Below are 24115 nucleotides of genomic sequence, written 5' to 3' on the forward strand. Positions count from 1 at the left end.
CCTGCCAGGATGGCGGGGCGATACGGATGTCACAGGGAAACAGTCTGGGAAACCCCGCTTCGGCGGGGTTTTCTTTGTGCGCGTGTTTTTCAGGCCAGCACGTCCAGCGGTGATGCCCCCAGCAGGCGGGCGTCCGTCTCTTCCTCCAGCAACGTGCGCAGCAGCTCCACAGAGGCCTGCTGGCGCTGGGCATCGCGGAATACCAGGCCAACCTTCAGCGGCACCCGCGGCTCGCTCAACGGCTTCCACAACAGCCCCTGATCATCTTCGGCAGCTTCCTTGGCCCGCCCGGGCAAAATGGTAGCCAGTGCCGTGTGCGCCAGGCTGTCGAGAATCCCTGCCATGTTGTTCATCTCTGCCTGCACCTGCGGCCGCCGGCCCTGGCTGGCCAACTGCGCCTGCCAGATCTGGCGGATCTGGAACTCCTCGCCCAGCATCAGCATGGGCAACTCGGCGGCCTGGCGGATGGAAACCTTCTTGAAGTCTTTCAGCGGGTGAGTATCGGGGATCACCAACTGCAGTTCATCCTCGTACAACAGCAGGCCATGCAGCCCAGGCTGGCGTGGCGGCAGATAACTGATGCCGATGTCCAGGCTGCCATTGAGCAAGCGCCGTTCTATCTCCAGCCCCGACAACTCATAGATCTGCACCACAAGATGCGGCTGTGCCTTGCGCAGCCGTTCGAGCAGTTGCGGTACCAGGCTTGGCCGCACGGTCTGCAGCACGCCAATGGCCAAGGTGCGCAGCGACTGGCCCTTGAAGTTGCGCATGGCCTCGTGGGCGCGCTGCAGGCCGTCGAGCAGCGGCAAGGCATGGTTGTACAAGGTGTGGGCGGCCAGGGTTGGCAGCAGGCGCTTGTTGCTGCGCTCGAACAGGCTCAGGTCGAGGCTGTGTTCCAGTTGGCGGATCTGTTGGGACAGCGCTGGCTGGGACAGCGACAGGCGTTCGGCGGCGCGGCCCACATGGCCTTCTTCGTACACCGCGACGAAATAACGCAGTTGGCGGAAATCCATAAGTAACACTTATCGAAAATGCTGGAAAAACGAAATGGTCGAAAACCCTCACGAGGCCTAGTCTATCGCCGTATTCCAAAGGGTTACAGCGATGAATAAGTCGATTGTTACCCCGGATGAAAAACACTTTTGATAGGCAAGGCAAAATATCGAGTGCTGGCATCAAGACCGCACCGTGGCCGCCCTTTACCGTGATTGGTTGGAGCCCTGATGAACCTGTTCAACCTGCGCCGCCCGGCCCCTGCCGCCGTCGCCGAGCCCAAGCGTGCGCCGGTGATCGTGCCGCAAGCTTCTGAGCTGTCGCGCGATCGCCTGATGCCCAGTGCAGAGCGAGCCGCGCAGGTGTTCGTGCGTGGGCAGGGCTCCTGGTTGTGGGACAACGAAGGGCATGCCTACCTGGACTTCACCCAGGGCGGCGCGGTCAACAGCCTGGGCCACAGCCCCAGCGTGCTGGTGAAAGCGTTGGGTAACCAGGCCCAGGCACTGATCAACCCCGGCGCGGGTTTCCACAGCCGTGGCCTGCTGCGGTTGGTCGACCGCCTGTGCCAGAGCACCGGCAGTGACCAGGCTTACCTGCTCAACAGTGGTGCCGAGGCCTGCGAAGGCGCGATCAAGCTGGCGCGTAAGTGGGGCCAGCTGCACCGCAATGGCGCCTATCACATCATCACCGCCAGCCAGGCCTGCCATGGCCGCAGCCTGGGCGCGCTGTCGGCGTCCGACCCGCTGCCGTGCAACCGCTGCGAACCTGGCCTGCCCGGTTTCAGCAAGGTGCCGTTCAATGACCTGGCGGCCCTGCACGCCGAGGTGGACTCGCGCACCGTGGCGATCATGCTCGAACCGATCCAGGGCGAGGCAGGGGTGATTCCGGCCACGCAGGAATACCTCAAGGGCGTGGAAACGCTCTGCCGTGAGCTGGGTATCCTGCTGGTCCTGGATGAGGTGCAGACCGGTGTTGGCCGCTGTGGTGCGCTGTTGGCAGAAGAGACCTATGGCGTGCGTGCCGACATCATCACCCTGGGCAAGGGCCTGGGGGGTGGCGTGCCGCTGGCGGCCTTGCTGGCCCGGGGCACGGCATGCTGCGCCGAGCCTGGCGAACTGGAAGGCAGCCACCACGGCAACGCGCTGATGTGCGCCGCTGGCCTGGCCGTGCTGGACACCGTGCTGGAGCCTGGCTTTTTCGCCCAGGTGCAGGACAACGGCCGCCACCTGCGCGAAGGCCTGAGCCGCCTGGCCGGGCGCTATGGCCAGGGTGAAGTGCGCGGTCAAGGCCTGTTGTGGGCCCTGCAACTGAAGGAAAACCTGGCCCGCGAGCTGGTGGCGGCGGCCTTGCACGAAGGCTTGCTGCTCAATGCACCGCAAGCGGATGTGGTGCGTTTTTCGCCGGCGCTGACCGTGAGCAAGGGCAACATCGACGAAATGCTGCTGCGCCTGGCCCGCGCCTTCGCTCGCCTGCATGCACAGCAGCAGGCTCGCCGCGAAATGCCGGCTTGATGGCCTGTTAAAGAATTCTACGAACCGTCTGGCGTTCCTGCGCATCGCCCCTGGCCTGTTTCATTCGGCCCGGGGCGTTTTTTTTTGCCTGTGGAACCTCTGCGGCGGGCGGCAAGTCTCTGATGTAACCCTTTCAGGAGAGACTCGCATGGACTTTATCCGCATCATCATCGCCATCATCCTGCCGCCGCTGGGTGTGTTCCTGCAGGTGGGGTTTGGCGGGGCGTTCTGGCTGAATATCCTGCTGACCTTGCTGGGGTACATTCCGGGGATCGTGCATGCGGTGTATATCATCGCCAAGCGCTGAGATTTTTGGGGCCGCAAAGCGGCCCCAGGATCTCAGCCTCCCAACACCCGGCAATAAAACTTCCACTCTTCTTCCAGCGCATGCGCCAGGTTCTCCGCCTTGCGGAAGCCATGCCGCTCCCCCGCATAGAAGTGCCCTTCAGCCTCGATCCCGTTAGCCTGCAGCGCCGCCAGCATCACCCGTGTCTGCTCCGGCACCACCACCGCATCCAGCTCACCCTGGAAGAAAATCACCGGCACCTTGATCTGCCCTGCATGCAGCAGCGGTGTGCGCTGCTGGTAGCGCTCGGCATCCTGCTGCGGGTCGCCGATCAGCCAGTCCAGGTAATCGCCCTCGAACTTGTGCGTGGCACGCCCCAGCGCAACCGGGTCGCTGACCCCGTACAGGCTGGCGCCAGCGCGGAACACATCATGGAAGGCCAAGGCGCAAAGGGTGGTGTAGCCGCCAGCGCTGCCGCCGCGGATGAACGCCTTGTGCTTGTCGACCAGGCCCTGTGCCGCCAGGTATTCAACTGCCGCGCAGGCATCGGCCACATCGCTCTCACCCCAACGCAGGTGCAGTGCCTGGCGGTATGCCCGGCCATAGCCGGTGCTGCCCCGGTAGTTCAGGTCGGCCACGGCGAAGCCGCGCTGGGCCCAATACTGGATACGCGGGTCCAGCACCGGATAACAGGCCGAGGTCGGCCCGCCGTGGATGAACACTACCAGCGGCGCGGCGCCCTGTGAGTGCGCAGCAGGGTAGAAGAAACCATGAGCCTGCTCGCCTTCACTGCCATAGTGGATCGACTGCGGCAGGCTGATTTGCCCTGCTGGCAGCATCTCGGTACCACCGGCCAGCACGCGTACCTCGTGGTTGCTGCGGTCAATGGCAATCACCGCCGGCGGGCTGATGGGCGAGGCGGCAATGGCATACAGGTGCTCGCTATCCATGGCCAGGTTGCGAAAGCGCGTATAGGCACTGGCGAACCGCTCCATGCGGCCATCGGCAGTACGCAGCCCTAGTTGCCCGAAGCCGTCCTCGAACCAACTGGCCAGGTAGCTTTGCGGCCCTAGCGCCAGCCAGGTACAGGTGCCCAATTGCCAAGGCGCAGCGGCGTGGTCCGCAGGCTCGGCAGGCAGGGCCTGCCAGTGGCCATCGACCTCGCCCCAGGGCTGCCAGAAGCCATCGCGGTCGGACAGGCAGTAGAGCTGGCCTGAAGCATCGAAACGTGGCTGTTGTAGCGATTCATCAGAGGCGGCCACACACTGCACCGGCCCCCAGTGGCCGCTGCTGTCACGTGTGCGGCACATCAATCGGGTGATGGTCCAGGGCTGTGCCGGGCGATCCCATTCGATCCACGCCAGCCGCTGGCCATCGGCACTCAAAGTGGGTGAGGCATAGAAGTCGGCACCCTCGGCAAGTACCTCGCGGCTGCCATCGCACAACCCGACCAGGCGATGCTTGACCTGCTCGGCATGGCGCTCCTCGACAGCCAGCACCAGGCCGTTGTGCCATTGCACATCGCCGTAGCGGCAGCTGGCATCGCTGGTCAGGGCGTGCGGTAGCGCATCGTCCAACGCCTGGGTGTAGACCTGCTGGTCCATTTCGTTGACGAACAGCAGCCCGTCGCCCCCCAGGCAAAAACTGCCACCGCCGTATTCGTAGACCCGGCTGCGCACGCTGAAGCCATCGGGCGTGAGGCAGCGGGCCTGATGGTGCTGCCAATGCCAGATGCGGCAGGCGCCATCGGCCGGGCGGAATTCGTTCCAGAACAGCCCGTCAGCACTGACCTTGAGTTCGGCGAAGTCGGTGCCGGCGGCAACCGCCTGGGCCGCGCTGAATTCAGCCGCGGGCGATGACACGGGAGTTTCGTTCATTGCGGAAAGTCATCTGTTCAATGGCGAGCTGGGCGCTTTCTGCCTCCTCGCGGGCCTTGAGGATGATGCCGTGGTCGGCCGACTTGGCGCATACCGGGTCGGCGTTGCTGGCATCGCCGGTCAGCATGAAGGCCTGGCAGCGGCAGCCGCCGAAGTCCTTTTCCTTCTCGTCGCAGGAGCGGCACGGTTCGCGCATCCACTCGTAGCCACGGAAGCGGTTGAAGCCAAACGACTCATACCAGATATGGTGCAGGTCGTGGTCGCGTACGTTGGGGAACTGCACCGGCAGCTGACGCGCACCATGGCAGGGCAGCGCGGTGCCGTCGGGGGTGATGGTGAGGAACAGGTTGCCCCAACCATTCATGCAGGCCTTGGGGCGCTCTTCGTAGTAGTCCGGGGTGACGAAGATCAGCTTGCACGGGTTGCCCTCGGCCTTGAGCTTGTCGCGGTACTCGTTGGTGATCCGTTCAGCCCGCTCCAGCTGTGCGCGAGTCGGCAGCAGGCCCAGGCGGTTGAGGTGCGCCCAGCCATAGAACTGGCAGGTGGCAAGCTCGACGAAGTCGGCTTCCAGAGCAATGCACAGCTCGATGATGCGGTCGATCTTGTCGATATTGTGCCGATGGGTGACGAAGTTGAGCACCATCGGGTAGCCATGGGCCTTCACCGCACGGGCCATCTCCAGCTTTTGCGCAAAAGCCTTCTTCGAACCGGCCAGCAGGTTGTTTACCTGCTCGTCGCTGGCCTGGAAGCTGATCTGGATATGGTCCAGGCCAGCCTTCTTGAAGTCGGCGATGCGCGCCTCGGTCAGGCCGATGCCCGAGGTGATCAGGTTGGTGTAGTAACCCAGCCGGCGGGCCTCGCCGATCAGCTCGGCAAGGTCCTGGCGCACCAGCGGCTCACCGCCGGAAAAGCCGATTTGCGCGGCACCCATTTCCCGTGCCTCGGCCATTACCTTGAACCACTGTTCGGTGCTCAGCTCCTGGCCCTGGGCGGCGAAGTCCAGCGGGTTGGAGCAGTACGGGCACTGCAGCGGGCAGCGGTAGGTCAGCTCGGCCAGCAGCCACAGCGGCAGGCCGACCTCGGGCGTGGGCGGCAACTCAGGCGAGGACGATCCAGTGTTCGGCACGGGCCACCTCCATGAACTGCTCGATGTCATCGGCTACTTCCGGGACACCGGGGAATTGCTGTTCGAGTTCGCTGATGATTGCTGCCACGTCACGCTGGCCGTCGATCAGGCCACCGATCAGGCTTGCGCTGTCGTTGAGCTTGATCATGCCTTCGGGGTATAGCAGCACATGGCCCTTCTGTGCCGGCTCGTACTGGAAGCGGTAGCCGGGGCGCCAGTTCGGCACCTGGTTACGGTCGAAACTCATAGGGTGATCCCCTTGTGCCACACCCGTTCCTGGGTGACGGAGTGATAGGGCGGGCGGTTCAGCTCGTAGGCCATGCTCATGGCGTCGAGCATGCTCCAGAGGATATCCAGCTTGAACTGCAGTATCTCCAGCATACGCTCCTGGCCCGCGCGGGTGGTGTAGTGCTGCAGGGTAATCGCTAGGCCATGCTCCACATCACGCCGGGCCTGGCCCAGGCGGGTGCGGAAGTACTCGTAGCCGGCCGGGTCGATCCACGGGTAGTGCTGCGGCCAGCTGTCCAGGCGCGACTGGTGGATTTGCGGGGCGAACAGCTCGGTCAGCGAGCTGCTGGCGGCTTCCTGCCAGCTGGCGCGGCGAGCGAAGTTGACGTAAGCATCCACGGCAAAGCGCACGCCGGGCAGTACCAGCTCTTGCGAGCGCAGTTGGTCCGGGTCCAGGCCCACGGCCTGGCCCAGGCGCAGCCAGGCTTCGATGCCGCCGTCTTCGCCGGGAGCGCCGTCGTGGTCAAGCAGGCGCTGGATCCACTCGCGGCGCACTTCGCGGTCCGGGCAGTTGGCCAGGATCGCGGCATCCTTCATCGGGATGTTGACCTGGTAGTAGAAGCGGTTGGCCACCCAGCCCTGGATCTGCTCGCGGCTGGCGCGGCCCTGGTACATCGCCACGTGGTACGGGTGATGGATGTGGTAATAGGCGCCCTTGGCGCGCAGGGCCTGCTCGAATTCGGCAGGGGACATTGGCAGTGCGTCGCTCATTCGGCTGGCTCCTGTAAACCGCTTATCTGGCCTGGCACACCACTCCCCTGTGGGAGCGGGCATGCCCGCGAACACCGGCGAAGCCGGTGCCATAAACTGTGTTGGGTTCTTCGCGGGCATGCCCGCTCCCACAGGGTTATGTGTCGCCTCATAGACTGTTTTTACAACTCGATACTCATGCCATCGAAGGCCACTTCCACGCCCCGGCGCAGCACTTCGGCGCGCTCGGGCGAGTCTTCATCGAGAATCGGGTTGGTGTTGTTGATGTGGATAAGTACCTTGCGCTGGCGCGGGAAGCCATCGAGCACTTCCAGCATGCCGCCGGGGCCGTTCTGCGCCAGATGGCCCATTTCGCGGCCGGTGCGGGTGCCCACGCCACGGCGCTGCATTTCATCGTCTTCCCACAAGGTGCCGTCGACCAGCAGGCAGTCGGCGCCGTGCATCATCGCCAGCAGCTTTTCATCGACCTGGCCCAGGCCTGGGGCATAGAACAGCTTGCCGCCGGTACGGGTGTCCTCGACCAGCAGGCCAAGGTTGTCGCCCGGGTGCGGGTCGAAGCGGTGCGGCGAGTAGGGCGGCGCGGCGCTGCGCAGGGGGAACGGGGTGAACTTGAGGTTGGGGCAGGCGTCGATCACGAAGCTGCCTTGCAGCTCGATGCGGTTCCACTGCAGGCCGCCGTTCCAGTGGCTGAGCATGTTGAACAGCGGGAAGCCGGTGGTGAGGTCCTGATGGACCATGTCGGTGCACCACACCTGGTGCGGGCAGCCTTCGCGCAGGCTCAGCAGGCCGGTGGTGTGGTCGATCTGGCTGTCCAGCAGGACGATGGCGTTGATGCCGGTGTCGCGCAGGGCCCGGGCCGGCTGCATCGGCGCAAAGGCCTGCAGTTGGGCGCGGATGTCGGGCGAGGCGTTGCACAGCACCCAGTGCACGCCGTCGTCGGACAGGGCGATGGACGACTGGGTGCGCGCCGTGGCCCGCAGGGTACCGTCACGGTAGCCCTTGCAGTTGACGCAGTTGCAGTTCCACTGTGGGAACCCGCCACCGGCGGCGGAGCCGAGAACCTGGATGTACATGGCCACTCTCTATGCTGAAAACCGGATCGGAAAAACGAAAACGCCCCGGCAGGCCGAGGCGTGAAACCCTAAGCCGGGCTTAGCGGTTAGCGAAGTACATGGTGACTTCGAAGCCGATACGCAGATCAGTGTATGCAGGTTTGGTCCACATGGAATTACTCCTTCCGGATGGGGTTGGGGTTGTTCAGCTACTACTTGGGTACCACCATTCGCTGGCAGTTCCATAAGCTGGGATTGCGCTATCTTACAAGAAAAATTTGTACCGAAAGGTTAATTATTCGAAAAGTGCCGTTGCAGTTCGCGTAACAATCGTGGATTCGGTCATTGCCAAGAGGCATCTGGCGCGGCAGCGTTGGCCAAGCACAGCCAAGTGGCACCTTGGTCGAGCAGATGGCTTAGCAGCTGGTCCAGATCTGCCTGCCGCGTGTTCAGGATAGAACCGCGCAGCTCATCCAGCTCGCCGGGTTGTGTCGCCAGGTGTGTCTGCCACGCCCATTCGGCTACCTCGGCGTTGGCCATGGCGGGTTCGTCGAACTGCCCGGCCAAGGCTTGGCGGGCGGCTGGGGTTAGGGTGACACCCTGGCGCAACAGGGTAAGCAGGTGGTCGAAGATGTGTGCCTGGCTGGCATGCGGCGATTGCACGCCGAACAGCAGGCCGCCGACGCCCTCGACCTGACGAAAGGTACTGAATACCGCGTAGCCGAGTTGCAGTTCTACCCGCAGGCGCTGGTAAACCGGCCCTTGCAGCAGCTGGGCGAGCAGGCGGCCTGCGGCTTCCTTGGCCGCCGGCAGTGGGCAGAACAGCAGCAGGGCATGTTCACTGCCTGGTACGTCGGCATGCTGCCAGCGGCGCTTGGCCCAGGCGGGCGGAAGTGCAGGTGCCGCGCCTTGGCCAGGGCAGTGCTGCAACGCGCTTGCCAAGGCGTTTAGCGCGGCACCGTCGAAGCCAGCGGCCAGGCCGTGCCAGCTTGAGTGCTGCCACAGGCCGTCGAGCTGTGTCTGTTGCAGCGTGCAAGCCGGATCAGGCGCAGGCGTAGCGCCCAACACCGCGTCAGGCAGTTGTTTGAGCAGGGCCCTGATGGGTATCAGTACCGCAGGTTGCAGCGAGGATGCCAGCCAGCTGGCGGCCGGGGGCTTGAGCAGCAGCGCCAGGGCCTGTTCCACAGTGCGCAGCACCGCTGCCGGCAGGCCGGCGCAGCGCAATTGCCAGTATTCGCCAGCGCTACTGAACTGCAGCTGCACCGCTACACGCTCGCAGCGCTCTTGCAGGGGGTGCAAGGCACGCTCAAGCACCGCGTACAGGCGCTGGCGCAACGGTGAAGGGACGTGCCAGCGCAAGTACAGCGCCGCGTACTGACGAGCGCCAGGCAGCTGGTTGCTGACGTTCAGTGCTGCAGGTAGAGGCTGCGGGCTGGCATTGGGCAGGTCGGCCATCAGCAAGGGGTCGACTACGGGCAGTTGCCATTGCCCATGCTCGCGGCCTGGTAGGCCTTCCAGCAGGGCAAGCAGGGCCCGCAAACCTTGCGCATCCAGTTTGGCGAATGGCTGGCCGGTGCTGTCCCGGCGGGCCAGCTCCAGCGCGCTGGCACTGCGTTCGCGGCTGTGCTGCAGCAGGCCGAATGCGCTGTTCAACTGCTCAGGGGCGGCCTGGCGGATGAAACTGAACCAACCTTGCAGCAGGGCATTGGCTTCGTCTGGACAAGCGTCTGCGCTGAGCTTCAGGTCGATGTGCCACAGCAGCTGCCCGGCAAAGGCATACAGCATTTCGGCCTTGAAGCTTTGCAGCCAGCCACGCTGGCGAAGCTCACACAGCCAGGTACCCGGGCGACTGTCACTGAGGCAGGCGATCAGCAGCTCCAGGGCCTGGTCGGCACCGGTCGGGAGGTGCTCGTGGGTGAAGACCAGTGGCGCAGTGGTCGTCGACAGTGGCGGCGGCACAACCTGTGGCACGTGCTCACCTGTTGCGAACAGTGCGGCATGCTGGCGGCCAAGTTGCTCCAGTACATCCAGCGGCTGCGGGCCGCACAGGCTCAAGACGATCTGGCCGCCTTGGTAAAAGCGCTGGTGAAAGCCTCCAAGCGCTTGCTGGAAGGCCGCATCCTGCAAGGCCAGGGTGTGCCGGTTACCGGCATGGAAAGCGCCCAGTGGATGGCCGGGTGCCACGGCCTGCAGCAAGGCGAACTGCTGCTGCGCCTGGGGGTTGCGCGACCAGGCGATGAACTCGGCATGGATCACTTCACGTTCGCGGCGTTGACGTTCGATGGCCAGGTCCGGCTCGGCCAGCATCTGGCACAGGCGCTCGAGGCCGCCGGCCAAGGCGCTGGGCGGGACTTCGAAGAAGAAATCGGTGGTGCGCTCGCGGGTGCTGGCGTTGACCAGGCCGCCAAGCGCCTGCACGTAGCGCATCAGGCCGTCGTCCAGGGGAAAGCGCGGGGTGCCGAGGAAGAACAGGTGTTCAAGGAAATGGGCCAGGCCGGGCCATTTGCCCGGAGCGTCGTGGCTGCCCGCGTGCACCCGCAGAGCGGCAGCCGAGCGCTTCAGGCGCGGGGCGTGGCGCAGGGTCAGCTGCAGGCCATTGGCGAGGGTGAGGTGGCGGGTGGCGTCAGGCATGGAGGCTCCGGTAACTGCTGACCATGCTAACCCATTTGTTGGCAGGGCCGGCCTCTTCGCGGGTGAACCCGCTCCCGCAGGGGTGGTGTTGACCTTCAGATCACGCTGTACCTGTGGGAGCGGGTTAACCCGCGAAAGGGCCGTCAGCCTTTACGCAGGTGCAGCTCCTGGCGCAAATCGGTGAGGTAAGGGAACGCCACCCGTCCCTGCACCACCCGCTCATGCTCCAGCTCTGCCAGCAACTGGCATTCGTCCCGCCCAGCCATGGCCAGAAGGCTGCCATCCGGGCCAATGATGCTGCTCTGCCCGCAATACTGGATCTCGTCTTCCGAGCCGCAATAGTTGGCATACACCAGGTAGCACTGGTTCTCTTGCGCCCGGGCCCTCACGGTCACCTGGCAGATGAAATCGTAAGGGGTCATGTTCGCCGTCGGCACCAGGATCAGCTCGGCACCGTCCAGCGCCAGGCGCCGGGCATTTTCCGGGAACTCGATGTCGTAGCAGATCAGCAGGCCGACCTTCCAGCCGTCCAGTTCCACCACTGGGAAGTGGTCTGGGCCTTCGCTGAACATCGAACGGTCAAGCTCACCGAACAGATGAGTCTTGCGGTAGTTGCTCAGGCTACGGCCATGCGCATCGATCAACTGCACACTGTTGTAGAGCGCGCCATCATCGCCGCGCTCCGGGTAGCCATAGACGATGGCGATGCGGTGCGCCTGGGCGATTTCCACCACTTCCATGGCCGCCGGCCCATCGTCGGCCTCGGCCAGGCGCTCGACCTGGGCCAGGCCGATGTTGTAGCCGGTCAGGAACATCTCCGGGCACACCAGCAACTGGGCGCCGCGTTCGGCCGCCAATTGTGCCTGGTGACGTAGCCGTTGCAGGTTGCCGGGTACGTCCAGTGGCTTGGGCGTGCCCTGGAACAGAGCGATGCGCATGGCGCCTCCTTGTCTCAGTCAGCCAGGGCGATCGGGCCGATCTCGTCGAATACGTCGCCTGGGCCTGGGTTGTCCGGGTGGGTACGGCCACCGAAGTGGTTCATGATACCCCACACCGCATTCAGCGACGTCTGTACCGCGCCTTCCACCCAGGCCGGGGTCCACGACACATCGTCACCGGCAATGAACATGCCGCGCTGCTCGGCAGGCATGTCCTGCTGCATGAAGTGTGCGTACATGCGCTGGTTATAGCGGTAGTGGCCCGGCAGCGCGCCCTTGAAGGCGCCGAGGAAGTGCGGGTCGGCCTCCCAGGAAATAGTGATCGGGTCGCCGATGATGTGCCCGGCGATATCGGTCTTCGGGTAGATCTTCTTCAGTGCATCCAGCGCCAGCTGAACGCGCTTTTCCACCGGGTGCGGCAGCATCTTCAGCGCATCGCTCATCCACGCGTAGGACAGGCAGATCACCCCTGGCTTGTCGTCGCCGTTGTCGAACAGGTAGGTGCCGCGGGTGAGGCGGTCGGTGAGGGTCATGCTCATCAGGTCGCGGCCGGTTTGCGGGTCCTTGTCCTTCCAGAATGGCCGGTCGACCATGACGAAAGTCTTCGACGACTGCATGTAGCGGGTGCGGTCCAGGGCCATCCACATCTTTTGCGAGAACAGCGATTCCTCGCAGTCGATCTGGGTGGTCAGCAGCCAGGTCTGGCAGGTGGCGAGCACCGCGCTGTAGTAACGGGTGTCGCCCCAGTTGTCGGTGACTGCCAGGCGGCCATCGGCGGCACGGGCAATGCGCTTTACCCCAGTACGCGGTGCGCCGCCGTGCAGCGCGCTGAGGCTGGTGCCCTCCGGCCAATGCACGCAGCGCTCCGGTACATGGCGCCAGATGCCTTGCGGCACCTGCTCCACACCGCCGACCACCAGGTGCTGGTGGTCGTCGCAGTTGGTCATCACCACGCGGAAGATTTCCAGCATCGAGTTGGGGAAGTCCGAGTCCCAGCCGCCGGTGCCGAAGCCGACTTGGCCGAACACTTCACGGTGCTGGAAGCTCAGCTTGGCGAACGAGCGCGAGGTGGCGACGAAGTCATAGAAAGTGCGGTCGTCCCACAGCGGGACCAGCTTGTTCCACAGTTCTTTCAGGCGTGGCACATCACGGTCGCGGATGGCTTGCTGAATGTCGGCGAACTGGGCGCCGCTTTCCAGCGCGTCGGCCCAGGCGTCGGCCACTTCGTGGAACAGTTGCGGCAAGTCGGTAGCTTTTTCGGCGTAGTAGGTCTGGCCTTCCAGGTCGATCACCGTGCTGCCCGAAGCCGGGGTCAGCGGGTTGGGGAAGGGTTTGGTCTCCAGGCCCAGCTTGTCCACGTAGTGGTAGAAGGCGGTGGACGACACCGGGAAGCGCATGCCACCCAGTTCGGCGATGATCCCGTCGGTGCCGTTGAAGGCTTGCGAACGCAGCCGGCCACCCAGCTTGGAGGCCTCGTACACCACTGGTTTGAGGCCCAGCTTCATCAACTCGTAGGCCGCCACCAGGCCAGCGATACCGGCGCCGACGATGGCCACTTCCTCACCATGGCGCTCAGCCGGAATGCTACCCAGGCCTGCAGGGTGTTCCAGCCAGTCGTCGAAGGCGAAGGGGAAGTCCGGGCCAAAGATGGTGATTGGCTTTTTACCGTCGGCGGGGTGGCGGTTTTTTTTGTTCATGAAGTGACCTTGCCAGAGAGGCTGCGCGGGGAGCGGAGCCTGAGTATAGGAGATGCCTGGGGGTCATTTTAGGGAGTGGGGTGTTCGTTATTAAGGTGCAGAGTGTTGTCTGAATGTAGCTTTGTTCGTCGTATTTGACCTTCTATGAGTGCTTTTGACGACTCACGCCAAAGACGCCAAATGGTCCACTGTCTCAGGGTATTTCTGCACCAGACGAATTAGTGCGACTGCTTGCGCATTAGGCCTGGAACGGCCCTGTTCCCAGTTCTCCAGCGTTCTGGTATTGGTTCGCAGATGGTTCGCGAACACTGCCCTGGACATGTTGAGACGCTGGCGCAGTTCCAGCAGTTCGTCGGGCGCCAAAGGGGCCAGCTCGGTGAAGCTGGCTTTGTGCGAGCGCAGGGTTTTCTTGCCTTGGCGTTCTTCAGCCAGGGCGTCGAAGCCTTCCGTGAGCTCAGTGAACAGGTTGCGGGGCATGGGTAAGCCTCTTGTGGAGACCTCCATACTGCATATGTGTACGTGATTTACGTATGGTTAATTAGTGACAAAAAGCATCACTGCGTCTTGATAGGCTTGTAGCTGCAAAGCTGAGATCGATAGTGCACTGCATACCCTGTGGGAGCGGGTTTACCCGCGAATGCTGCTGTGAATCTACCGACGCATTCGCGGGTGAACCCGCTCCCACGGGGGACCGTGCTGCCCTTGTGATACGGGTGATCAGACAGTTCCTACACCCGTGCCGTGAGATAAGGAATTACCCTACGCCCGCTATAGCCTCGGTCTGGCTGCGCTGGAAAAGTCTCAGGGTTAACTTCACTGGGTCGCCGCTGTTAGGGCGACTGGGCGTGAGAACCCATCCTCCAACTTCGCACCAAGGCTTGAGTCATGGCAGCCGTGCGCGGGCAGGCTTTGGCCTGGCCGGATTTCCAAGTTGGCCGGTTCTCACCCCGTGCATGGCTGCCACCTATTTCCCGTGAGAAGGAGTTGGTAGGCGGTTTCCTCAAGGCTCAATTTGGGAATTGCATCATGAAGAAGACGGATTCTGACCAACCCGAAAAACTGAAACCCACCGCCGAAAAGCCCTTCTGCAACTGCGAATCCAGCCACCCGCCGCTATTCGCCATCCGCCCCGGCATCGACGCCGCCGACGCCCTGGTCCACGCCTGCCTGCTGGCCCGTGGCCTCAATCAGATCGCAACTGACTACGCCCAACACCACGCCCCCGACAGGAGCCGTGACATCGTCTGGTCGATGCAGCATTCCGCCGAAAGCCTTTCGGCAATTCTGGAGGGCCTGCTCGACGGCCAGGAGGCCTGACCGCCAGCCCGCTCAGAGCGGCTGCCCGCGGTCCACCTTGCTGCTGAGAATGATCGACGTGGTGGTCTTCTCCACCCCGTCGACACTGCCAATCTGGTCGAGCAGTTGGTCAAGTTGCTCGGGCGAATCCGTACGCAGCCAGGCCACATAGTCGAACTCGCCGCTCACCGCGCACAGTTGCTGCACCTGGCCCATTGCACTGAGGCGCCGCACCACCTCCTTGCCGGAGCGCGGTTGCACCTTGATCCCCACATACGCCTGCAGCCCGCCGCCTATCACACTCTGGCCCAGACGCACGCCATAGCCGGAGATGACCTTGTTCTTCTCCAGCCGCTCCAGACGCGAGTTGACCGTGGTGCGGGCGATGCCCAGCTGGCGGGCGAGGGTGGCGACGCTTTCGCGGGCGTTGATCTGCAGCAGGGCGATCAGCTGGCGATCGATTTCATCCAGCGTGATGGAGCGGGAATCCGACATGGCGAGTCTCTACGGTTGGCCGGCTAGCCTAGCTAGCCAGTGCCAATCAGGGCAAGGCCAGGTACAGCCCAGCACCGTTGACCGCGCAGGGCTGGCATTTTTGTGGGAGCGGCCTTGTGTCGCGAAAGGGCCGTAAAGCGGCCCCAAAATTTCTGCGCTGATGCAAATATCGCCGGGGCTGCTGCGCAGCCCTTTCGCGACACAAGGCCGCTCCCACAAAGGGATCGCGTATGCTCCGAGGGCTGCGTCTTCGGCAGTAATTCGGCATGATGAAGCGCTAGCCCAACGGAAACCTAAGCGTGAACCTCGATCACCTGCTCGAATGCTGGCGACTGGAAGTCTCCAACAAGAAAAAGCCCGGACGCCGCATCAGCCTGCTATTCAACGTGCTGCGCCGCGCACGCAAGGACAACAAGTTGCGCTTTCTCTTCGCCTACCGCCTGGCTCAGTACTTCGACGCCCGCGGCGGCCTGGCCCGGCGCCACGCCCGGCGCATGCAGCAACGGCTCAACCGCAAGTACGCGGTGGACATCGACATCGGTGCGCAAATCGCACCCGGCCTGCGCATCGCGCACCTGCCGGGTGTAGTGATTACCCGGCACGTGAGCATCGGGCGCAACTTCTTCATCCGGCAGAACTGCTCGATCGGTATCAAGACCCTCGGTCTGGAAGTCTACGCGCTGCGCATTGGCGACAACGTGAGCATTGGCGCCAACAGTTGCATCGTTGCCGACCGTATCGACATTGGTGACGACGTGGTGATTGGCGCGATGTCGCTGGTTACTCGGGATATTCCGGCTGGGATGACCTTCTACAACCCACGGCAGGTCGAGATGCGGCCGAGAGGGGAGTAACCAGAAGAGTTACATGCCGCAAGTTCGCAAGCAAAGCGGCTGGGCATGCCACGAAGAAACGAGCGTGATTCCCCCAACTGAACGACAGGCACAAAAAAGCCGCGCAATCGCGCGGCTTTGTCGTATCTGGTGGGCCCACACGGACTCGAACCGTGGACCAAAGGATTATGAGTCCTCTGCTCTAACCGACTGAGCTATAGGCCCTCAGTAAGTGGCCGGATTATAACGAGGGTTTCGCACCTGTGCCATCTGAAAGATCCGATAGTGCTATGCGAAGAAACGTTGCGGCGAACTCTTCTGGGGGCAGGGGCAGGCTGACGATATAGCCCTGGATCTGCTCGCAGCCTTCGGCGGCGAGGAAGCGTTGCTGGGCCTGGTTCTCCACGCCTTCGGCAATGATGGTCAGCTGCATGCTGCGGCCCAGGGCGATGATGGCGCGGGCGATGGCGGCGTCGTGGGGGTCGTCGGGCAGGCCGCGGATGAACGACTTGTCGATCTTGAGAATATCCAGCGGCAGGCGCTTGAGGTAGCTCAGCGATGAGTAACCGGTGCCGAAGTCGTCGATGGCCAGTTGCACACCCAGTTTCTTCAGCTGGTACAGCACGGCCAGGGCTTCTTCTGCCTGGCTCATGATGAAGTTTTCGGTGATTTCCAGCTGCAGGTCGCCGGCCTTCAACTGGTGGTGCTTGAGCAACTGCTCGATACGCCGGGCCAGGTGCGGGTGGCGCAACTGGGCGCCGGCGAGGTTGATCGACAGCGGGCCGAAAGGTTCGTAATGCAGCTTCCAGGTTTGCATCTGCAGGCAGGCTTGCTCCAGCACCCAGTCGCCGAGCTGAAGGATGGTGCCATTCTCTTCGGCCAGGTGGATAAAGTGCTCCGGCGGCACTTCACCAAAAGTCGGGTGGCTCCAGCGGATCAGCGCTTCGGCACCGACCAGGCTCTGGGTCTTGAGGCTGAGCTTGGGCTGGAAGTACAGGCTCAACTCGTTACGTTCGATGGCCCGGCGCAGCTCGTGTTCCAGGGCGATGCGCTCGCTGGCCTGGGCGGTGAGGTCGCGGGTATAGGCTTCGACGCGGTTGCGGCCCTTGGCCTTGGAGCGGTACATGGCGGCGTCGGCGTTGCGGATCAGCGAGGAAACATCGGTACCGTCCTGTGGGTAAAGGCTGATGCCGATGCTGGCGCTGGTGAAAAACTCGTGTTCGCCGGCCTGGAATGGCGCATTGAAGCAGGCCAGCAGCTTGTTGGCGATGGTGCTGGCGTCGCTGGGCTTGTGCAGGCCGGGCAGGAGGATGATGAATTCGTCGCCGCCCAGGCGGGCCACAGTGTCAACGTCGCGGACCTGCTCTTTCAGGCGCTGGGCGATACCCTTCAGCAGCAGGTCGCCGACTGGGTGGCCGAGGCTGTCGTTGATGTGCTTGAAACGGTCGAGGTCGAGGAACAGCACAGCGCCCTGGCGGTTGGACACCTGCGCGCAGGTGAGTACGGCCTGCAGGCGGTTCTCGAAGAGAGCGCGGTTGGGTAGGCCGGTCAACGGATCGTGGTGGGCTTGGTAGTCGAGTTTGGCCTGCGCGTGCTTGATGCTGGAGATATCTGCGAAAACTGCCACGAAGTGGGTGACTTCGCGTTCGCTGTTGCGCACGGCGCTGATCGTCAGCCAGCTTGGGTAGAGTTCGCCATTCTTGCGTTTGTTGTAGATCTCGCCTTGCCAGTGGCCTTCGGCGGTCAGCTGGTGCCACATGGCCACATAGAAGGCGCTGTCGTGCTGGCCAGAGGCGAGCAGGCGCGGGGTTTGGCCGAGGGCTTCGATCTCGCTGTAGCCGGTAATTTCGCTGAAGGCACGGTTGACGGCGCTGATGCGCTGGTCGATATCGGTTATCAGTACGCCTTCGGCGGTGTTCTCGAACACAGTGGCGGCCAACTGCAGTTTTTCCTGCATCAGGTGGCGTTCGGTAATGTCGCGGGCGATGGTCAGCATGCAGTCGACGCCGGCAATCGGCAGCGGCCGTGCGGACAGCTCGCAGAGGCGGATCTGCCCATCGCTGCGGCGTATGTGGCAGGTGAAATCGCGCACGAAACCATCGCGGCTAAGCTGGTCTATCAGGCGCTTGCGTTCATTGAGGTCGACCCAGATACCCAGGTCCAGCGAGGTCTGGTCGATGGTCAGGTTGAGGTCATAGCCGGTGAGGCGGCAGAAGCCCTCGTTCACTTCAAGCAGCAAGCCGTCACTCTGGCGCGACAGCAATAGGCCGTCGGGTGAGGCGTGGAAGGCTTTGGCGAATTTTTCTTCCGAGGTTTGCAGCTGCTCCTGGGTTTCCTTGAGCTGGCTGATATCGCGTACCGCCACCACCAGCGCGGGGGTGCCGTCGAGTTCGAAGGTTTCGGCCGAGGTCAGGCCGGTGAACAGCTGGCCGTTGCTGCGCCGGAAGCTCATCTCCAGGTTGCGGATACCGCCCTGGTGCAGGCGCTCTAGCAGCCTTGGCCCGCTGCCTTCAACGCCCCACAGGTTCAGCTCGGCGGCGTTGCGGCCGATCACCTGGCCCGGGGTCAGGCCGATCTGCTCTTCGAAGGCTTCGTTAACCTCCAGCAGGCAGCCGTCGCTGTGGCGGGCAATCAGCAAGATGTCAGGGCACTGCTGGAATACCGAGGCAAACTTCTGCTCCGACAGGCGCAGGGCGTCCTCGGTGCGTTTGGTGTCGCTGATATCGATCATCAGCCCGCGCATCACTGGTTGGTGGCCGTGCTCGATCATGCTGACGATATTGCGTACCCACAGCGGCTGGCCATCGGCGCGGATGACCCGGTAGTCCAGACTGTGGTCACGGCCGCCCGCCGTTTCGCTGTCACAGTAGGCCTGGGCCCACAGGGCATCTTCCGGGTGCAGGATGCTGCGCCAGAAGCCGGGCTTGAGCCATTCGCTCAGCGGGTATCCCAGCAGGTCTTCGGCATGAGGCGAGACGTAGCTGTAGGTGAAATCATTGGCATCGGCTTCCCAGGCAATGGCGGACAGGCTCTCGACCAGGCCACGGTAGTGGTACTCGCTGCTTCGCAGCTCCTGTTCCAGGGCGATGCGCCGGGAAATCTCCGAGCTGAGCCGGCGGTTGATGCGGATGACCACGGCCAGAACGGCCATCAGCAGCAGCACGGTTGGCAGGCCATAGACCAGCAGGTCGGACCAGAACATCCGCTGGTCGACCACATTGCCCACCCAGTGCTGCTGGATCTGGCTGACTTCGCCGCTGCTCATGTCGGCCATCACTTTATCCAGAATGCCGACCAAGACTTTGTTGTTGCGGGGGGCGGCCATGGCCAGTTGGTAACGGTAGGGTGTTTCGCCGCTGACGTAGAGGCCGTCGAGCTTGAGCTGGCGCAGGCTCCAGATGCTGGAAGCCAGGTCGCCGACCACGGCGTCCACCTGGTCGGTGGCCAGGGCCTGCAGCGTGGAGCTGACGTTGGGCAGCGCCACCAGGTTGAGGTCGGGGTGGTGACTGCGCAGCAGCTCGTGTGGAGCGTAATTTTCGACCACGGCGATTTTCAGGCCGTACAGGTCATCCAGGTTGCGCGGTTGGGCGCCGCCTTTGTGGGCGAGGATGACGATGGGGAAATCGAGGTACGGGCGGGTGAAGGCCAGGTAGCCCTGGCGTTCGGGGGTGGACATGATGCCGGGCAGCAGGTCGATGCGGTTTTCCCGCGCCTGCGCCAGTACCTCGGTCCAGCTGCTGGGTTCGACCGGTTTGAGCGTCACGCCCAGGCGTTGCTGGATCGTGGCGATGTAATCGGCGGCCAATCCCTGGTACCGGCCCTCCTGGTCGCGAAACTCGAACGGTGGCCAAGAGGCATCTATGCCCAGGCTTAGCTGCGGGTGGGCAGCCAACCAGGCTTTCTCCTCGTCTGTCAGGGTCAGGGCGCCGGCCGTTGTATTCCACAGAATCAGGAGCAGCAACAGGATGGCCGGCTTCAAGGGCATGGCGGCCTCGCATTCAGATGGTCTGAAATCGAGTGTAGACGGGCATTGCTGCAGGTGTGCGGTGGAAGGTGGGGTCTTTTGTCAGATACAACAGGGCCTTGCAGGTGTGGGGCGGCTATATCTGACTAGAGGCATGTGCCATCCCTGTGGGAGCGGGCATGCCCGCGAAGCTGCCACCGCGATGGATGGCACCGGCTGCGCCGGTGTTCGCGGGCACGTCGGACCGCCGCACCGCCGCTCCCACAGGGACCGTGCATGTGCAGGGCAGCAAGCAGAAAAGAAAAACCCCGGCCTGGGCCGGGGTTTTGTCATCACTCGTCGAGGAAGCTTCGCAGGTGCTCGCTGCGAGTCGGGTGGCGCAGTTTGCGCAACGCCTTCGCTTCGATCTGACGGATACGCTCACGCGTTACGTCAAACTGCTTGCCCACCTCTTCGAGGGTGTGGTCGGTGTTCATGTCGATACCGAAACGCATGCGCAGCACCTTGGCTTCGCGTGCGGTCAGGCCCGAGAGCACGTCGCGGGTGGCTTCCTTGAGGCTTTCGACCGTGGCTACGTCGATCGGGGACTGCATGGTCGAGTCCTCGATGAAGTCGCCCAGGTGCGAATCTTCGTCGTCACCGATCGGGGTTTCCATGGAGATCGGCTCTTTGGCGATCTTCAGTACCTTGCGGATCTTGTCCTCAGGCATTTCCATGCGCTCGCCCAGCTCTTCCGGGGTCGGTTCGCGACCCATTTCCTGCAGCATCTGGCGGGAAATGCGGTTGAGCTTGTTGATCGTTTCGATCATGTGCACCGGAATACGGATGGTGCGTGCCTGGTCGGCGATCGAACGGGTAATCGCCTGACGAATCCACCAGGTGGCGTAGGTCGAGAACTTGTAGCCGCGACGGTATTCGAACTTGTCCACCGCTTTCATCAAACCGATGTTGCCTTCCTGGATCAGGTCGAGGAACTGCAGGCCACGGTTGGTGTACTTCTTGGCGATGGAGATCACCAGACGCAGGTTCGCCTCGACCATTTCTTTCTTGGCGCGGCGGGCCTTGGCTTCACCGATCGACATGCGACGGTTGATTTCCTTGATCTCGGCAACGGTCAGGCCGGTTTCGGTCTCAAGGTCGATCAGTTTTTGCTGGCAAGCGACGATGGCAGCGTCCTTTTCACCCAGGGCGGCAGCCCACTTGGTGTTGCGCTTGGCCAGGTCACCGCTCCAGGTCTGGTCGGTTTCGTTGCTCGGGAACATGCGCAGGAAGTCGGCACGCGGCATGCGGGCGTCACGCACGCACAGCTGCATGATGGCACGTTCTTGCTGGCGCAGACGGTTCAGGGCGTCACGTACACGCTCGACCAGTACCTCGAACTGCTTCGGTACCAGCTTGATCGGCATGAACAGGTCGGCCAGGGCCTGCAAGGCCTCGATGCTTTCCTTGTGGGCACGACCGTGTTTCTTCAGCACCTTGCTGGTGGCCTGAAGCTGGTCATTGACCGCACCGAAACGCTGGGCTGCAACTACAGGGTCGGGACCGCTTTCGGCCTCTTCCTCGTCGTCACTGCCTTCGCTTTCTTCGTCTTCGTCGTCCGACTCTTCCTTGACCGCAGGGGCCTTGGCACCAGGGACCGGTACTTCTTCGGTTGGTGCGGCGATGTTGTCATCAGGGTCGATGTAACCGCTGAGAACATCGGACAGACGGCCACCTTCGGCGGTGACGCGGTCATATTCGCCGAGAATGTAGTCGACAGTACCCGGGAAGTGGGCGATGGCGCCCATCACTTCACGGATGCCTTCCTCGATTCGCTTGGCGATTTCGATCTCGCCTTCGCGGGTCAGCAGCTCGACAGTACCCATTTCGCGCATGTACATGCGCACCGGGTCGGTCGTGCGGCCGATATCGGTTTCAACTGCCGCCAACGCAGCAGCGGCTTCTTCGGCCGCGGCTTCGTCGGTGTCGGCTTCCGCCAACAGAAGGGCATCCGCATCCGGAGCACTCTCGAATACGTTGATCCCCATGTCGTTGATCATGCGGATGATGTCTTCCACCTGTTCCGGATCTGAAATATCCTCAGGCAGGTGGTCGTTGACCTCCGCGTAAGTCAGGTAGCCCTGCTCACGACCGCGGGTGATCAACTCTTTGATACGAGACTGCTGTTGCGCTTTTCCGGACATAACACCCTATCCACTGAAGGTCTTGGCGGGCAAAAAACAAGCCGAGGATTATACCCGAGCATGGGCCTCACGCGCCAGATGAGGTCGGCGTTTGTGCGGGAACATTCCGGCTCAGCAGGGCGAGGAGCTGGGTTTTTTCCTCGCTGGTCAATTCGCTTTGACGTGATTTCCTGAGCAGTTGTTCCAGGCTGCGCTCGCGTTGGCGGGCGGACAAGCTAGTTATAGTGTCGAAAAACTGTTGTTCAAGGTTGTCGGCCACGATCAGCCATTCCTTTTCTGCCAGGGCCCGCAGCAGGCGGCCCTGTTCGGTACCATGCCAACGTGCGATCAACTGCATTGAGCTTAGCCCAGGATTTTTCTGTGCGGCTTCGATCAATGCCACCAACAGCTGGCTGTACAGGTGTTCTTCATCGGCGAAGTGGCTGGCGTCTTCCACCTTGCCGGCCAGCAGCGGGTGGTGTAGCAGGGTACGCAGGGCCGCCAGGGTAGGCGGTTCGACCGGTGCCGGCACGCGTGGCGGTGCTTCGTCACGTTGCTGCCAGGGTTTGCCGCCCTTGCGGTTCTTGTCCCAGGGCTTTTCGCTCCACTGTTTCTTGCCACCGCCTTTGTTCGGCTTCCACTCCGGCTCCTGGTGCACGGGGGCGTAGTCGTGCTGCGGCATGTCGCCGTAGTCGGGTGTGTAGCTGGCCATGGCGTCGTAATCGTAGCCAGGGTCGTAATCGGGCACGCTGCTGGCAGCCGGGGCCTGTTGCGCCAGTTGTTCGACCTGTTGCGGGTCGAGGCCGGTAATTTCCTTCAGGCGGTTGCGCATCAGCTGGCGCAGGTTGGCGCCGGGGATCTTTTCGATCAACGGTGCGGCCAGGGTCGCCATGTGCGCCTTGCCTTCCAGCGAGCGCGGGTCGGCTTCGACGCCCAGTTGCTCAAAGAAGTAGTCGGCCAGCGGTTGGGCGTGCTGGTTGATGCGGGCCCTGAAGGCATCGGTGCCTTCGGCGCGCACCAGGCTGTCCGGGTCTTCACCTTCGGGCAGGAACAGGAAGCGCGCCCGGCGGCCGTCCTGCAGGTTTGACAGGGTCGACTCCAGTGCACGCCAGGCGGCCTTGCGCCCGGCCTGGTCGCCGTCGAAGCAGAACAGCACGCTGGGTACCACGCGGAACAGGCGCTTGAGGTGCTCCTCGCTGGTGGCGGTGCCGAGGGTGGCCACGGCATTGCGCAGGCCCTGCTGGGCCAGGGCGATAACGTCCATGTAGCCCTCGACGACGATGATCTCGTCGAGGTTGCGGTTGTGCTTGCGCGCCTCGTACAGCCCGTACAGCTCCTGGCCCTTGTGGAACACCGGGGTTTCCGGGGAGTTCAGGTACTTGGGCTTGTCGTCGCCGAGCACCCGGCCACCAAAGGCGATGATGCGCCCACGGCTGTCGCGGATCGGGAACATCACCCGGTCGCGGAAGCGGTCGTAGCGCTTGCCGCTTTCGGCGTTCTCGATCAACAGGCCGGCATCGATCATCACCTTTTGCTGCAGGGTGTCGGCACCCAGGTGCTTGAGCAGGTTGTCCCAGCCAGGCGGGGCAAAGCCCAGGCCAAAGTCGCGGGCGATTTCCCCGGACAGGCCGCGGCCCTTGAGGTAGTCCACCGCCGCCTTGCGGGTCGGGTGGCTGCGCAGGGCCTGGCGGTAGAATTCCGAGGCGGCATCCAGCAGCGGGTACAGCGGCGAGTCGGTAGGCTGGCGAGGCTTGTTGTCACGGCGGCCCTGCTCGCGGGGCACTTCCATGCCGGCGGCGCGGGCCAGTTCCTCGACGGCCTGGGGGAAGTCCAGGTTGTCGTGGTCCATGACAAAGCCCAGGGCGTTGCCACCGGCGCCGCAGCCGAAGCAGTAGTAGAACTGCTTGTCGGGGCTGACCGTGAAGGAAGGGGTCTTTTCCTTGTGGAACGGGCAGCAGGCGGAGTAATTCTTGCCGGTTTTTTTCAGCTGAACGCGCGAACTCACCACGTCGACGATATCGAGGCGGTTGATCAGGTCGTCAATGAAACTCTGGGGAATCAGCCCGGCCATGGCAGTCTCGTCATCTGGCAACTGGCAAGTCTAATCGCTCACGCGCCGAATGGGGCGAGTGCCGCTTGGGGAAGTGCGAGGGAATGTGTGCTCGTCGCCAGCCCCTGAGGGCCCGTCAGTCGGACGTGCACGTCTGGTCATACAACAAGAAGGACCAGCTCTGACGTTTCAGGCAGGTTGCCCC

19 protein-coding genes and 1 tRNA gene are annotated in these 24115 nt (G+C 63.1%); 4 read left to right on the plus strand and 16 right to left on the minus strand.

What is annotated here, in order from left to right:
- Positions 1-89: 89 nt before the first annotated feature.
- Positions 90-1013 carry a LysR family transcriptional regulator gene (locus ABE456_RS09605; protein ID WP_012270171.1) on the minus strand — a complete coding sequence of 308 codons (924 nt, stop codon included), beginning with the start codon at positions 1011-1013 and terminating at the stop codon, positions 90-92.
- A 210-nt stretch (positions 1014-1223) separates the two neighbouring features.
- Between ABE456_RS09605 and ABE456_RS09610 the strand changes: the two genes are divergently transcribed.
- Together ABE456_RS09610 and ABE456_RS09615 are read left to right on the plus strand one after the other, a co-directional pair.
- The gene (locus ABE456_RS09610; RefSeq protein WP_346643694.1) at positions 1224-2504 is read left to right on the plus strand and encodes an aminotransferase class III-fold pyridoxal phosphate-dependent enzyme; all 1281 of its coding nucleotides are present in this window, start codon (positions 1224-1226) and stop codon (positions 2502-2504) included.
- 148 nt (positions 2505-2652) lie between these two features.
- Entirely contained in the window at positions 2653-2811 is a 159-nt protein-coding gene (locus ABE456_RS09615) for a YqaE/Pmp3 family membrane protein (RefSeq protein WP_009681539.1), read from the plus strand.
- Positions 2812-2843: 32 nt separating this feature from the next.
- Here the strand turns inward: ABE456_RS09615 and ABE456_RS09620 are convergent, their stop codons facing one another.
- The 10 genes from ABE456_RS09620 to ABE456_RS09665 form a co-directional block, all read right to left on the minus strand.
- On the minus strand, positions 2844-4667 hold the full coding sequence (locus ABE456_RS09620; RefSeq protein ID WP_346643695.1) for a S9 family peptidase: 1824 nt from the start codon (positions 4665-4667) through the stop codon (positions 2844-2846).
- Complete coding sequence (gene pqqE, locus ABE456_RS09625; protein ID WP_346643736.1) at positions 4633-5763, minus strand: pyrroloquinoline quinone biosynthesis protein PqqE; 1131 nt, start codon at positions 5761-5763, stop codon at positions 4633-4635. Before pqqE ends, ABE456_RS09620 begins: the two co-directional genes overlap by 35 nt.
- Position 5764: 1 nt before the next feature.
- A complete protein-coding gene (gene pqqD, locus ABE456_RS09630) occupies positions 5765-6040 on the minus strand; it encodes a pyrroloquinoline quinone biosynthesis peptide chaperone PqqD (protein WP_010951728.1) in 276 nt (91 codons plus the stop codon).
- Positions 6037-6792, minus strand: coding sequence for a pyrroloquinoline-quinone synthase PqqC (gene pqqC, locus ABE456_RS09635; protein WP_061550893.1), 756 nt, complete (start codon positions 6790-6792; stop codon positions 6037-6039). The genes pqqD and pqqC overlap by 4 nt, the downstream gene beginning before the upstream one ends.
- Positions 6793-6953: 161 nt before the next feature.
- The gene (pqqB, locus tag ABE456_RS09640; RefSeq protein ID WP_346643696.1) at positions 6954-7865 is read right to left on the minus strand and encodes a pyrroloquinoline quinone biosynthesis protein PqqB; all 912 of its coding nucleotides are present in this window, start codon (positions 7863-7865) and stop codon (positions 6954-6956) included.
- A gap of 79 nt (positions 7866-7944) precedes the next feature.
- Entirely contained in the window at positions 7945-8016 is a 72-nt protein-coding gene (gene pqqA / locus ABE456_RS09645) for a pyrroloquinoline quinone precursor peptide PqqA (RefSeq protein ID WP_003243383.1), read from the minus strand.
- A 170-nt stretch (positions 8017-8186) separates the two neighbouring features.
- Positions 8187-10475: a pyrroloquinoline quinone biosynthesis protein PqqF gene (pqqF, locus tag ABE456_RS09650; protein WP_346643697.1), complete on the minus strand. Its 2289-nt coding sequence runs from the start codon at positions 10473-10475 to the stop codon at positions 8187-8189.
- 143 nt (positions 10476-10618) lie between these two features.
- Complete coding sequence (locus ABE456_RS09655; protein ID WP_346643698.1) at positions 10619-11413, minus strand: carbon-nitrogen hydrolase family protein; 795 nt, start codon at positions 11411-11413, stop codon at positions 10619-10621.
- 14 nt (positions 11414-11427) lie between these two features.
- The gene (locus tag ABE456_RS09660) at positions 11428-13110 is read right to left on the minus strand and encodes an NAD(P)/FAD-dependent oxidoreductase (RefSeq protein ID WP_346643699.1); all 1683 of its coding nucleotides are present in this window, start codon (positions 13108-13110) and stop codon (positions 11428-11430) included.
- 162 nt (positions 13111-13272) lie between these two features.
- The gene (locus tag ABE456_RS09665; RefSeq protein ID WP_346643700.1) at positions 13273-13587 is read right to left on the minus strand and encodes a transcriptional regulator; all 315 of its coding nucleotides are present in this window, start codon (positions 13585-13587) and stop codon (positions 13273-13275) included.
- A gap of 408 nt (positions 13588-13995) precedes the next feature.
- Here ABE456_RS09665 and ABE456_RS09670 point away from each other — a divergent pair, with 408 nt between their 5' ends.
- A complete protein-coding gene (locus ABE456_RS09670) occupies positions 13996-14427 on the plus strand; it encodes a hypothetical protein (protein ID WP_346643701.1) in 432 nt (143 codons plus the stop codon).
- 12 nt (positions 14428-14439) lie between these two features.
- On the opposite strand, the gene ABE456_RS09675 is transcribed toward ABE456_RS09670, so the two are convergent.
- Positions 14440-14901 (minus strand): Lrp/AsnC family transcriptional regulator, encoded by a 462-nt coding sequence (locus tag ABE456_RS09675; protein ID WP_012270181.1) that lies wholly within the window; start codon positions 14899-14901, stop codon positions 14440-14442.
- Between the two features lie 299 nt (positions 14902-15200).
- Between ABE456_RS09675 and ABE456_RS09680 the strand changes: the two genes are divergently transcribed.
- Positions 15201-15755, plus strand: coding sequence for a serine acetyltransferase (locus ABE456_RS09680; protein WP_346643702.1), 555 nt, complete (start codon positions 15201-15203; stop codon positions 15753-15755).
- Positions 15756-15882: 127 nt separating this feature from the next.
- Here the strand turns inward: ABE456_RS09680 and ABE456_RS09685 are convergent.
- From ABE456_RS09685 to dnaG, 4 genes are all read right to left on the minus strand, one after another.
- Positions 15883-15959, minus strand: a tRNA-Ile gene (locus ABE456_RS09685).
- A 16-nt stretch (positions 15960-15975) separates the two neighbouring features.
- A complete protein-coding gene (locus tag ABE456_RS09690) occupies positions 15976-19719 on the minus strand; it encodes an EAL domain-containing protein (RefSeq protein ID WP_346643703.1) in 3744 nt (1247 codons plus the stop codon).
- A 311-nt stretch (positions 19720-20030) separates the two neighbouring features.
- A complete protein-coding gene (gene rpoD / locus ABE456_RS09695) occupies positions 20031-21881 on the minus strand; it encodes an RNA polymerase sigma factor RpoD (RefSeq protein WP_346643704.1) in 1851 nt (616 codons plus the stop codon).
- Positions 21882-21948: 67 nt separating this feature from the next.
- Positions 21949-23931 carry a DNA primase gene (gene dnaG, locus ABE456_RS09700; RefSeq protein WP_346643705.1) on the minus strand — a complete coding sequence of 661 codons (1983 nt, stop codon included), beginning with the start codon at positions 23929-23931 and terminating at the stop codon, positions 21949-21951.
- Positions 23932-24115 lie beyond the last annotated feature (184 nt).

Source organism: Pseudomonas sp. TWI929 (genome assembly GCF_039673335.1).
Classification (GTDB): Bacteria; Pseudomonadota; Gammaproteobacteria; order Pseudomonadales; family Pseudomonadaceae; genus Aquipseudomonas.